Origin of the sequence: Nostoc sp. NMS8 (genome assembly GCF_017115045.1) — a bacterium.
GTDB lineage: Bacteria > Cyanobacteriota > Cyanobacteriia > Cyanobacteriales > Nostocaceae > Nostoc.
This window is the reverse complement of record NZ_JABXKK010000040.1, coordinates 196,754-209,808: the sequence shown is the minus strand read 5'-3', so window position 1 is coordinate 209,808 and position 13,055 is coordinate 196,754. Positions and strand designations below refer to the sequence as shown.

At 40.2% G+C, this 13,055-nt stretch carries 11 protein-coding genes; 7 read left to right on the top strand and 4 right to left on the bottom strand.

The genetic code is table 11. The features are described 5' to 3' along the window. Positions 1–153: 153 nt before the first annotated feature. The gene (locus HWQ39_RS06935) at positions 154–1,023 is read left to right on the top strand and encodes a hypothetical protein (protein WP_292842917.1); all 870 of its coding nucleotides are present in this window, start codon (positions 154–156) and stop codon (positions 1,021–1,023) included. A gap of 131 nt (positions 1,024–1,154) precedes the next feature. On the opposite strand, the gene HWQ39_RS06930 is transcribed toward HWQ39_RS06935, so the two are convergent. The 4 genes from HWQ39_RS06930 to HWQ39_RS06915 form a co-directional block, all read right to left on the bottom strand. Beyond that, positions 1,155–2,750 (bottom strand): nickel-dependent hydrogenase large subunit, encoded by a 1,596-nt coding sequence (locus HWQ39_RS06930; RefSeq protein WP_292842915.1) that lies wholly within the window; start codon positions 2,748–2,750, stop codon positions 1,155–1,157. A gap of 205 nt (positions 2,751–2,955) precedes the next feature. Then, positions 2,956–3,918: a hydrogenase small subunit gene (locus tag HWQ39_RS06925; protein WP_292842913.1), complete on the bottom strand. Its 963-nt coding sequence runs from the start codon at positions 3,916–3,918 to the stop codon at positions 2,956–2,958. A gap of 550 nt (positions 3,919–4,468) precedes the next feature. Continuing rightward, entirely contained in the window at positions 4,469–4,678 is a 210-nt protein-coding gene (locus tag HWQ39_RS06920; protein WP_292842911.1) for a hypothetical protein, read from the bottom strand. 93 nt (positions 4,679–4,771) lie between these two features. After that, the gene (locus HWQ39_RS06915) at positions 4,772–5,587 is read right to left on the bottom strand and encodes an Rpn family recombination-promoting nuclease/putative transposase (protein WP_292842909.1); all 816 of its coding nucleotides are present in this window, start codon (positions 5,585–5,587) and stop codon (positions 4,772–4,774) included. 464 nt (positions 5,588–6,051) lie between these two features. On the opposite strand from HWQ39_RS06915, the gene HWQ39_RS06910 reads away from it, so the two are divergent. The 6 genes from HWQ39_RS06910 (at position 6,052) to hypF (ending at position 13,023) form a co-directional block, all read left to right on the top strand. Then, positions 6,052–7,020 (top strand): hypothetical protein, encoded by a 969-nt coding sequence (locus HWQ39_RS06910; protein WP_292842907.1) that lies wholly within the window; start codon positions 6,052–6,054, stop codon positions 7,018–7,020. Between the two features lie 53 nt (positions 7,021–7,073). Beyond that, complete coding sequence (locus HWQ39_RS06905) at positions 7,074–7,313, top strand: hypothetical protein (protein WP_292842905.1); 240 nt, start codon at positions 7,074–7,076, stop codon at positions 7,311–7,313. Between the two features lie 8 nt (positions 7,314–7,321). After that, positions 7,322–7,546: a hypothetical protein gene (locus HWQ39_RS06900; RefSeq protein ID WP_094353475.1), complete on the top strand. Its 225-nt coding sequence runs from the start codon at positions 7,322–7,324 to the stop codon at positions 7,544–7,546. Between the two features lie 221 nt (positions 7,547–7,767). Further along, entirely contained in the window at positions 7,768–8,616 is an 849-nt protein-coding gene (locus HWQ39_RS06895) for a NifU family protein (protein ID WP_292842903.1), read from the top strand. An 851-nt stretch (positions 8,617–9,467) separates the two neighbouring features. Next, the gene (locus tag HWQ39_RS06890) at positions 9,468–10,685 is read left to right on the top strand and encodes a hypothetical protein (RefSeq protein WP_292842901.1); all 1,218 of its coding nucleotides are present in this window, start codon (positions 9,468–9,470) and stop codon (positions 10,683–10,685) included. Beyond that, positions 10,675–13,023 carry a carbamoyltransferase HypF gene (hypF, locus tag HWQ39_RS06885; RefSeq protein WP_292842899.1) on the top strand — a complete coding sequence of 783 codons (2,349 nt, stop codon included), beginning with the start codon at positions 10,675–10,677 and terminating at the stop codon, positions 13,021–13,023. Before HWQ39_RS06890 ends, hypF begins: the two co-directional genes overlap by 11 nt. Positions 13,024–13,055: the final 32 nt, after the last annotated feature.

Here is a 13,055-nt window from a genome sequence, read left to right as displayed (position 1 = left end):
AACGTCACTAAAGCGCATTTTTGCAGTAAGAGCTGCATTTAAAGAGTGCTAGCCCTCATAAGTGCGATTGAATAATTATAGTTAGATATCTAATCACCTAAGCATTGTGGTGTATTAGTTACACTAAAAGCTACCCAATTATTTAAAAGTCGAATGTCACTCAACTATCCTGCCTCATGGCGTTTTGCACGTTTAGATAAAGTAGTGATTCCTGACTCAGCAATTTCTGAATTCTTTGATCTCATTAGGAAAATCGCAGCACAGGGCGACCGTTGGTGGTTTTTAGAGCGTTTCAAAGCCTTTTTTGCAAATGCAGTGGGTTCGACAAGCTCCCAGAGTTCTTCAGAAAGTTGGGCAGAGACAGATTTACGGTCATACATGCAAGAAGCAGCCATCAATCCACCTATTTTTCTAGAGGCATTCTATGATGCATGTGAGAGCTTTCGCAATACTCAATATGCTGTTCCTGAGGTTGAGATATTTAATGATATTTGTCATAAGCACAATATTAAATATCAAATTCATCCCCCAAATCTCTTAAAGCTGAGTGAAGGTGAAGAAACTATCGCCGTACCTCAATCACCACCAACACTCGCTGAGTCGGCGGTTCAAACTCTCCAAGAGTCCCTAAGTCGTGCTGAACAGTTACTAACAGAGAACCGGCCCACAGAGGCAGTTCAACAAATGCTTTGGATTTTAGAGTCAATTGCAACTGTATTTAAAGGCGTGTCACTGGCATCAGGCACGACAATCAAAGGAAAATATTTTAATGAGATCATAAGGGATCTCCGTAGAGAATATCAAGGGACAACACTGGAGCGTATGTTAGATTGGGCTTCTCAGCTACACGGTTACCTTTCAACTCCAACTGGTGGAGGCGTTCGGCATGGAATTGATTTAAAAGATGTTAAACCAATAACGCTTGCGGAGGGTCGCCTATTTTGCAATCTTATTCGCTCCTATATCTCGTTTTTGCTTACCGAGCATGAGCGGATTATTAAAGATACGTCGAGTGATGCCTAACACTTCCCTATACTGGAGTGCTGGTTCGAGCGTCGGCGTCAAATGAGGTTATATGTACTAACATAGTAAAAAACACAGCTAATGACTAACTAAAAAATAATTAGCCATTAGCTATTAAAAATTAGCATTCGTTAAGCAGTCCGAAAACGCGCCAACTCTTCACCAGTTTTGGCATCATGGGCGTGAACGGTACACACCAAACATGAATCAAACGATCGCGCTACATGACCAACTTCCACCGGATCGCTAGAATCGTAAATGGGTGTACCAATTAAAGCTTCTTCAATGGGGCCGCGAATTCCTTCACCGTCACGAGGGCCAATATTCCAAGTACCAGGCGCAATCACTTGGTAATTTTTAATCTTACCGCCCTCTACTTCTACCCAGTGACACAAGGAACCGCGTGCTGCTTCCGTTGCACCCCAACCGCGTCCATCTTTTTCTGTGGGTTTGATATACCAAGGGTCATTTAACTTAAATTCGCGCAAACAGTGTTCAGCTTGGCGATATAACTTGACAATTTCGTGAACTCGTGCTAATTGACGCACATGAATACTAGCACCACCCATTTGTTTGAAGACATCGAGGATGAAGGGGTCGTAATGTTGCCAAGATTCGCCATGCTTACCACCAGCTACTAACTGCCGCGCTAAAGGGCCAGCTTCTAAGCGCCCGAAGTCTTTGTGCAGGACTGCACTCGCCCAAGAGTAGGCGTTATCAAAGTCTTTAGTATTGATTGCAGTGGGTTTAGTGGTGCGATCGCTAGGGTGAATATTTTCTGTCCCTTCATCGTACCAAGAGTGAGTTGTATTCTCGCGGGTAAATGACTGATCCATTAAAACGTGAGTGTCTGCGAAACTGTCGTACACTCCACTTTTCATGATCATCGCCGCATTTCGTCCTTCAATGGTCGGCTTTTGGTATTTATCTTCATGGGCTAAATATCCCCAAGTGACATATTTACCAACACCAGCGCCATATCTATCTAGACCGATATCTAAACCCATCCGCCAATAAAAACCTAAGTCGGAATCTCGATGATTGCGGTCTTCATCTAACCATTCCCTAAAGTCATCATAAGTTTGGATTTGTTCGTAGCGTTCTAAAGAACAACCTAACCACACTGGTTCTAACCAATTGGTGCGGAAATATTCGAGAAGCGCCCAAGCGCGGGTAATATCTGTAAGAGTGGGGGCGCACATCACACCACCGGGAACCATGTAGCTAGAATGGGGCCATTGTCCGCCTAAAAGCGCATAAATTTCTACAGGTTTAGCAGAAATTGTGATGCCTAGTTCATAAGATTTACCTGTGAAGGCGGCAAAGCGTCTAACGGCTTCTTCATAGTAACGACTATGGCGATATTTTTTATTGGTCAAATCAATGGCAAACAAACCATAAAAGTAGCGGGGAATGCTTTGAATGGTCTCAACAATTTGACCGAGATTTCTGGCCAAAATTGCATTGCGGGGAACTTCTGTTTCCCAAGCTGTATCTAATGCCCAAGAAGCACAAGTTAGGTGAGAACCGCCGCAAATTCCGCAAATGCGAGGCGTGACAATTAATCCAGCTTGGGGATCTTTACCGCGTAGGATAACTTCAAATCCGCGAAAAAGTTCGGCGTGTGTCCAAGCGTTGACTACCCGCCCATTCTCAATATCAACTCGGACATCCAAATCGCCTTCAACTCTACCGACGGGCGAAATGTCTAATGATTGAATTCCCATTTGTTATTTGTCCTTTGTCATTTGTTATTTGTCATTTGTTGTTCACTAAGAGGTTGTTTGAAAAATGGTGACTGAGGTATCCAAAACTTTAGATCCTCCTTAAAAAGGAGGACTTTGAGAAGGTTTATTCCCCCCTTTTTAAGGGGGGCTAGGGGGGATCTCGATACAAGCGTAGACTTTTCAAATATCCTCTAATGACTAATGACTAAACTGTAAAAAAGTCTTCTTCTGCCCAAGGTGGCGCTGCATCTTTAGCGACCATTGTGAGTAAGGCGTAGTCTTTTTTGTTTACCCCTGGCGGTAATTCTTTGGGAACTCCCATTACTGTTTGGGTTTTAAATACGGTTCCTGGTTTGAGGTCAAAGAAGGGAAATTCTGGTTCTGTGCAACCTAAACAAGGCATTCCGGCGCGAGTTTTGGAAGAGACGCGGTTCCATAAGATGCGGTTGCAGGAAGAATGGGTCATGGGGCCACGACAACCCAAGTCGTAAAATAGGCATCCTTTGCGTTGACCAAATTCGGCGGTTGAGGCTTTGTAGGCAAAGTGGACGTTACGGGTACAACCTGTTTGAGTATAGGTGTTGAAGAAAGTTTGGGGACGATTTAGTTCATCGAAAGCAATGTCTGCTATGCGTCCAGTAGCGATCGCAACTAATATCTGCGTAATCCAGTCGGGATGGGCGGGACATCCAGGTATATTAATTACAGGTAATCCGGCTTGTGAGAGAAAATCTTTCCCTAAAAAGCCACCTTCTTGACGTTTGAGAAATTGTAAACCTTCCGACTCGCTAGGGTTAGGTGACATGGCGGGAATTCCTCCCCATGTAGCACAATCTCCTACCGCTACAATAAATTTAGCAACTTTGGCGAGGTCTGCTAACCAATCTTTCATGGCGCGATCGGCAAACCTATTCCATTCGCCGGTACCGTTGGGGGCGTTAACAACACTGCCTTCAAATACCAAGATATCTAAAGGAATTGTGCCAGAAATGCAATCCCACAGCAGTGTTTGCAAGTTGTTGCCTAGTTCTACTCCCAAAGATGGATGCCAAAGTAACTTGATGCCAAAATCAGCAATCAAATCGCAGACTGTCGGTTCTTCGGCGTTGAGAAATGACATGGTGTTACCTGAACAAGCACCACCCTGTAGCCATAGTACGTTAGTCATCGGCTATGTATTTTTCTATTGTTTCCCATGCTTGATGTAGGTGATAATGCTTCTAAAGTCTCACCTGCTTATCAATATTTGTTTTTCAATACTAAGATATTTTTTTCATTAATTCACTTTCATTAAAAAAGAATTAATCATTAACAATAGCTTAGATTTAATTAAGATTATTTTAAAGGTCTATGTCTGTCATATATGTAACATCTTTAACAAATAAAATTGTCTTTTGATTTAAAATCTTCGCATTCAATAACATAAATATGCTTAGTTTATTGCGGTTAAAGCTCTCAAACTATTAATAACAATTATTGCCAAGTATCAATCTGTACGAAAGGATGAATATTTTAAGCCAATACAGTTCAGATAAGCCAAAAACCCTCATGTAGAGACGCGATTTATCGCGTCTTCAAATACCAATTATCTACACCAATAACCCTTAACCCAAGCGTATTGTATTTTAAGTAGTCAGATTTTAATGCAATAACCAAGTCAAATTCAGCAAAATATTGGGGTGCAAAGTCCTGCACCCCGTCAGCTATATATCAGTTTTTTAAGATTTTGGTTGTGCAGCTTGCCTAACAACTTGTTCGTCCAAACCTAAGCCTTGAGCTATCTGCTCAATACTCAACCCAAACGCTAATAACTGGGGTATCACTTCTAACTTACATTCTTCAAAAACTTCTTGCTTACCTTCTTTTTTACCTTCTTCAAAAACATCTTGGAAAAATCTAGTTTGCCTCAAGTCATTTAATTCAAACATTTTTGCTATCTCCTCCTGGCTAAATCGCGGCAACTTTTAGATTAATATCGTCTCTATTAAACGCACTGTTAAGCCTTCGCGCACCCTATTGTTTTAAGATTTTGGTTGTGCAGCTTGCCTAACAACTTGTTCGTCCAAGCCTAAGCCTTGAGCTATGTCCTCAATACTTAAACCCAACGCTAATAACCGGGGTATCGTTTCTAACTTACCTTCTTGTCTACCTTCTTGCCTACCTTCTTGTTTCCCCTTTTGCTCACCTTCTGCAAAAACATCTTGGTAAAATCTAGTTTGCTTTAACTCATTTGCTCCAAACATTTTTCCGATCTCCTCCTGGGTCAATCGCGGCAACTTGTAGATTAATATCGTCTCTATCAATTGTATAATTTCCCTAATAGTAGCGACATCTAGAATTTGCTCTCTAGCACTGTTGACTATTTCGATCGCTCTTGTTGTCGCGGTTGATTCGGGTTCGATGATGAGTTTAACTGTCTCTATGCCGATTGATGATGTCTCAATTGAGCTTAATTCGTCAAGATAGACGCGAGTCACTCGTTGTGAGTTGAGTAATTCTGTATATCTTTCGGTATCTCCAGTATCAACGCTACGGTTGGGGTAGATGACAACACCGCGCCAATTGTTGGTTAATTCGGTTTTATCGAGATAGTTAAAGATTTCGGTAAATAAACGTGAGTAGAACTTTTTGTCTGGTTGAAATTGCACTTCGGCAAAATAAATGGGTAGTTCTGCTGCATTTGGGAGGAAAACACCATCGATTCTAAAGGCTAGTTGTTTGACTTCTACTGAAGAAAATTGGTAAACACTAGCTAGTTGGGGCGGTTGGTTAATTAGTTCAAAGAAAGTACTGGGGATACTCTGAAATATCCGATAGAAGATGCTGTCTGTTTTCAAGGTGGCTTGTTTTACAGTTGATAAATATATTTTACACTTCGATGATCCCGTGGCGAATCTTTGGAGTATACAAAAATTAGCTGGTAAAATATTGTATATATGTATGTCAACAATTCAAGAAATAATATTTAAATTGTGTCAGTTCATGATACAAAAAGTATTTTTAAAATATTAGGTGTTTAAAGCTGACATTAATATTAGCAATTTCCCCCTAGAATTTTAGAAATAGGGTGTTTTATAGTAAAAAAATTGATTGGGCATGGGGTATTGGATATTGGACATGGGATCAATTCTTTCCCTAGTCCTTAATCATTAGCCCTAGTCTCAGACAAAAAAGGGGAATTCCGCCTAAAGGACTCGAAGCCTGCGTAAATCAGTATGGCCCGTGATGAAATGCGATCGCGTGTTTCGATCGTTCATGGGTGTTGGACTCAATTCCCAATTGGCTAGAGTACGGCAGAGTTATGAACCCCAGCATTACAGATTCGGCGGTGAAAGCTGCGGTAGCAGCTGTTGCATCGGAGTCAGCTTCAGCAGAAGAAAAAATCCAAATGCTGATTGAGATCGCACAGGGTTTTCAAAAAAAGCCCAAAACAGCCCAAGACTTGCGAAATGCAGTTGGCTTATATTACCGGGCTTATGAAATGTGTGGTGAGGAGTATCCCCTACTGAAAGCCAGGGCGCAAGTGGGGATGTCAGGGACATTACAAGCAATACCGGATGCTGATTACCAACTGCTGACGCAAGCGAAAGCAGGTTATGAAGAAGCACTGCCAATTTTACAGGAATTAGCTTCACCAGAGGAAGTAGCAGAGACACAGATGAATTTTGGGCTGGTGTTGCAGTCGCTTGTGCCCTTCAATTTGGCGCGGATAACTGACAGCATCCAGGCTTATCATGAGGCTTTGCGGGTATTCACTTGGGAAGATTACCCCCAAGAATACGCGATCTTATATAACAATATTGCGATCGCTTACCTTTCTATGCCACTGGCATCAGAACGGGAATACTTGCGTCAAGGGTTAGCTGTGCAATCATTTGAGGTCGCACTCAAGCATATTAATCTGATTGACCATCCCAGAGAATATGCGATGTTGCAAAACAACTTGGGTAACGCTTTGCAATATTTAGTGAGTTCCCATCCTGTGGAAAATAACTTACGTGCGATCGCAGCTTATGATGAAGCGCTAAAAGTGCGTAATCTCCAAGATACACCTCTAGAATACGCTAACACAATTTCAAACAAAGCCAACGCCTTATTCAACTTACCCGATGACTCCGAAAAAGCAGAAGCGGGTAATCCTAATAATCTCTCAAAAGCTCGTGTTTACTATCAACAAGCCTTAGAAATATTTACCCTAAATCAACAAATCGAACAAGCAGAGATAGTAGCCCAAGCTTTACAAGATATCGAAGTGGAAATAGGGCATTGATCATTGATTATTCTCCCTCATCCACCCCATTATCATAAGGAGAACAAAACAGCATGAGAGATTTTCTCACAAGTTTAGCAGATGGTGACTTGAACATAATAACGGGATTAGTGTGGATACTTGTAGCAACAGCCTTATCTATGCTTGGCGGTGCTATTGGTGGAATGCTGTTAGCTGGAAAAGATATCGGCTATCAGCTTTCAGCAATGCTTGGTGCTTTATTCGCCCCTGCGGGTGTAATTCCTGCAATCCTATTAGGGTTTGCCATACTTAATTTATTGACACATTATTAGGAGGAAACATGTTAGAACTTGGGTGGTTTTCTGCTAAGTTGTTTTTCAAAGGAAAATTACTACGCGACCCTATATATTTTGTCCAAAAAACTGCCATCGCAACCGCTATCGGCTCGTTACTGCTAGTGTTATTTGCACAAGCTGATATTCCCTTCTACTTACCAATAACATTATCTAGCTTAGTGACAGGCTTGATTATGCCATTTCTCCTCAAAGATTTTAAAACGAAGTAATTTGTCATTGGTAATTTAGGAATAACCAATGCCTCTGATGAATGCTGAGTAGGGAATCTCACTTTTTTACTCAGGACTGGGAACAGGCTAAACGCCCTGCTACCGTTAACGGGACTCTGAACTATTTTGCCCAATGACTAATACTTCTCTACAAGAGGCTACGCCAACGACTGCGCTCAACTACCGCGCAGTCGAAACTCAGTATAAGTGACTAATGATTAATGACAAACCTTGAAGAATTAATTCGGGAAATTAACCGCTTTGAGGCAATTATATCCGAATGGGATGAAAGCCAAAGGTGTGTAGCAGTCGGTCTAAAAAGAGCAATTGAAGCTTTGCACAAAGCGGCATTAACTAATTTAATTAAAAGCCTCAAGCAAGAATCAATGTCAGCTTTACGTCATGCTGTTAGTGATGAGGTAGTATACGCAGTACTACTTTATCACGAACTAGTAAAACCACCAAAACCACCATTAGCACAACGAATTCAAACAGCCATTGAAGAAGTTCGCCCAGGCTTAAAAAGCCATAATGGAGATGTAGAACTAGTAGCAATTAAACCTCCAGATACAGTAGAAGTCAGATTCATCGGAACTTGCAGCAGTTGTCCAACTTCTACTTTAACTTTATCTCAGGGAGTAGAACAGGCAATCAAAAATCATTGTCCCGAAATTACCAAAGTAGTTGCGGTCAATCATAACCCTACAGTTAACAACGCAAATTTTGGTTTAATTAGTCCATTTTCATCAAAAATAACTTCTACTTGGATCAAAGTGGCAACTATTGATCAAATTCCTGAATTTAGTATATTGACAGTACAACTTTCTGGTAATTCCCTAATTTTACACCGTCAAGGTATTACAGTAAAATGTTACCGAAATGCTTGCCCTCATCTAGGATCTGCTCTAGATAAAGGTAAAATTGAAAATGGTATTATCAGCTGTCCTTCCCACGGATTTCAGTACAAGTTAGAGACAGGTGAATGCTTAACAGCACCGGATGTTTCACTTCAGTCCTATCCAGTAAAAATTAAAGACGATAAAGTTTTTGTAAAACTGCAACAATCATGATGCAAACCTAACATACAACAGTTCTCTTTTGCATGAATTACAAGGACTAAGAATTTTGAGTTAGGAGGCAGGTTCGGATAAACAGGGGAGTTATACCAATTCTGTATGAAGATGCACATAATAATACGTGTAGACACAAGTTATCGAATTACAATTACCCCACCCTAACCCTCCCCTTTATAAGGGGAGGAAACTGGATTTCTTGTTTCCCCCCTTTACAAGGGGGGTAATTCGACATTTACTTGCAAACTGCTGTATCAGCAAATATACTTTGCAATTAGAAAATCACAGCTAATTTGCTTTTTCATATCAGTATTTTGCACATTCACTTTAGCCTTTAGTGTAAGCCAAATCTCTAAATGCTTTGTCAATAGACTAGATTTTTTTCTGATTTCCGTAATTAAATTGTTCATTTTAGGGTTTTAAGAAAGCAAAATCAACTTTGACTTACTCAAAATGCCTTTTGACTTACTCATTTTGGTGTTTACCGCAAGTTAAATCAACTTTGACTTACTCAAAATGCCCTTTGACTTACTCATTTTAGTGTTTTCCGCAAGTCAAATAAGCTTTGACTTACTCATTTTGGTGTTCTCCGCAAGTCAAACTAACTTTGACTTACTCAAAATGCCTTTTGACTTTCTTTTTTCAGTATATCGCGCACTCCTACCAAAAATTGCAGTGTAGTAAAAGCTACTAACGGGAAAGTATAATTTTTTTTAGATTGATTAATACAGAAATTTATTAAAATTTTTCACTTAATTTGACAAAAAAATAATGCAAAATTGTTACTACTGTTACATGCTAATCAACATTAATGTTTTTAAATAATTATCAGCGTCTATCTGCGGTTCATGGATATCCCAATCATAATTAATCCCATATCACAATTACCGCTAGAAGCAACAGAAATTTCTCAATATTTACCTCTATCACCTCAAGGTGCAGAGGTAATTTTAGGTAACATTATTGAACCACAACAATTAGTGATACCTGTAGCACCTAACCCCACAACAATGTTTGGGCCTCGTGGTGCTTGTTTGTTATCAAAAACCGGCCCTTTATGGGTATCAGATACCGGACATCATCGATTATTAGGATGGAAAAAATTACCCACACGAGATAGCCAACCTGCTGATTGGGTAATTGGACAACCTGATTTTTATCATGAAGGACAAAATGCTAAAAGTACACCGGGAAGTGCAACCTTAAGTGTACCAACAGGGATTTGTGCTTGTGGTGAAGGTTTAGCCGTAGCAGATGCTTGGAATCATCGAGTTTTAATTTGGGAAAACTTACCAGAAGATAACAATGTTCCAGCCGATTTGGTATTAGGACAAGCTAATTTTATTGATAATGAACCAAATCGGGGAAGTCAACAAGCATCCGCTAGTACAATGCACTGGCCTTATGGTGTTTTCTATCATCAAGGACGGCTATTTATTGCCGATACTGGTAATCGTAGGGTATTAATTTGGCATCAGTTACCAACAGAAAATGGTCAGCCTGCTGATGTAGTTTTGGGACAACCAGATATGATATCTCGCAATGAAAACGGCGGTGCTTCTGCAACCGCAGCGAGTATGCGTTGGTGTCACGATATTACCCTTTGGGGAAAAAATTTAGTTATCAGCGATGCAGGTAATCATCGAGTGATGATTTGGCAGGGAATACCAATAGAAAATAATACCCCTTGTGCAGTGGTTTTAGGACAAAAAAGCTTTGATTTTGTGGAAATGAATCAAGGAGTTTATTTGCCAAGCGCTAGTAGTTTGAGTATGCCTTATGGTGTTGGGGTGGCTGGCGACTGGTTAGTAGTTGCAGATACAGCTAATTCTCGCTTGCTAGGATGGAGAAAGCTAGAATCAATTTTATCACTGCAAGGTGCAGTGGCAGATGGGTTAGCAGGACAAATAAATTTTCAAAATAAAGGTGAAAATCGTAATTTTGGACTACCTAAACGAGATAGCTTAAATTGGTGTTACGGGATAAAAATTTGCGGTAATACAGCAGTGATAGCTGATTCTGGAAATAACCGAATTTTGCTGTGGCACTTTAACTATGCCGACTGAAGAAATTAGAGTTCGCGGTACTATTCAAGGAGTAGGATTTCGTCCTACTGTATATCGTCTGGCTAAAGCCTGTGGTTTACGTGGAGATGTTTGTAATGATGGACAGGGTGTTTTAATTCGGGTATCTGGTAGTGAGAAAGCAATAACAGAATTTGTTGCCAGATTGCAAACAGAATGTCCACCATTGGCAAGAATTAATCAACTAACAAGGATTATTTCTGAAAGTGAATTTAAATTTGATAATTTTGTAATTTCTACTAGCGTCAGTAATGCTATTAAAACAGAAATTACCCCTGATGCAGCCACTTGTTTGCAATGTCAACAAGAAATATTCGACCCCTTTAGCCGCTTTTTTCGTTACCCTTTTACTAATTGCACTCATTGCGGCCCCCGACTGAGTATTATTCGTGCCATTCCTTATGACAGATGCAATACCAGTATGTCTGCGTTTGCCGTATGTTCAGAATGTGGAAAGGAATACCACGATGTCGAAAATCGCCGTTTTCACGCCCAACCTGTCGCTTGTCATGTTTGCGGCCCCACTGCTTGGTTAGAACGCGCCGATGGGAAATTGGTTACTGCTTCCATGTTTTCGATGTTGGATGATGTTGATGCCGTTTGTAGCTTGTTGCAAAAAGGTGAGATTGTAGCAATTAAAGGGTTAGGTGGTATTCATCTAGCTTGCGATGCAACACAAGAAACCGTTGTACAAAAACTGCGTCAGCGTAAAAAGCGCTATCATAAACCCTTTGCTTTAATGGCGCGGGATATTGAGATAATTGAACAATATTGTATTGTCAACGCCAAAGAAAAAGAATTATTAACCAGTTCTGCTGCACCAATTGTTTTATTACAAGCTTCAGGTAAAAAAGAATTAGCATCATCAGTTGCATTAGGGCAAAGTAGCCTCGGTTTCATGCTTCCTTATACGCCCCTGCATCATTTAATTCTGCGGCGGATGAATCGCCCAATTGTTTTAACAAGTGGCAATATTGCTGATGAACCACAATGTATTGATAATGATGAAGTAAGAGAAAAATTAGGAACAATTGCTGATTATTTTCTCTTTCACAATCGAGAGATTATTAATCGGGTAGATGATTCGGTTGTGCGTGTTCTTGGTGATAAAGATCAAACAATTCGCCGTGCCAGAGGATATGCACCAGCATCAATTAGTTTACCACCAGGATTTCAGAATATACCGCAAATTTTAGCAATGGGTAGTGAGTTAAAAAATACCTTTTGCCTATTGCGTGAAGGAGAAGCAATTCTTTCTCAACATCTAGGAGATTTAGAAAATACTGCGGCTTTCAATGCTTATCAAGAAACTTTAAATTTATACTTAAATTTATTTGAGCATCAACCAGAAGTAATTGCCATTGATAAACACCCTGAATATCTCTCAAGCAAACTTGGTAAAGAACTTGCGAACACAAATCAAATCAAACTTTATCCAGTTCAACATCATCATGCCCATATCGCCGCTTGCATGGCAGAAAATGGAATTCCTTTAGATTCGCCTCCAATATTAGGTATTGCTTTAGATGGTCTAGGTTACGGCGATGATGGTACACTCTGGGGTGGAGAATTTCTTCTAGCAGATTACCGAAAATTTAAACGACTAGCAACATTTAAACCAGTAGCAATGCCTGGTGGCGAACAAGCAATTTATCAGCCTTGGCGTAATACTTATGCCCAATTATTAGCTGCTAACCTTTGGGATGATTGCGAACAAAAATATACTGATTTAGAAATATTTAAGTTTTTGAAAAACAAGCCACTTAAACTACTCAATCAACTTATAGAGAAAGGAATTAACTCTCCTCCAGCTTCATCAGTAGGGCGATTGTTCGATGCAGTGGCAGCGGCTATCGGTATTTATAGAGATGAATGTAGCTATGAAGGACAAGCTGCGATCGCACTTGAAGCTATAGTAGATGTTAGCAGCTTAAATAATGATAAAGAAACCCTAATCTATCCTTTTAACTTTAGCTTTTCAGATAGGATTTATTATATAGACCCGCGCCCAATGTGGCAAGCCTTGCTCGATGACTTACAGCAGCAGATTCCACAACCAGTTATGGCTACCAAATTTCACCAAGGTTTAGCTAATGCAATAGTGGAAATGGTTAAACATCTTTCTCAAGAAAATCTAATTTCTCAGGTAGCCCTAACAGGAGGAGTATTCCAAAATTGTATATTGTTAGAGCAAGTTACCAAACGATTAGAAAAATTGGGAATAAAAGTACTCACTCACAGCTTAGTTCCAGCTAATGACGGCGGTTTATCTTTAGGACAAGCAGTTATTACAGCCGCACAATTCATATATGAGTCTTGATTTTTGAAAAAACTCACAAAGAATTCTCTCTG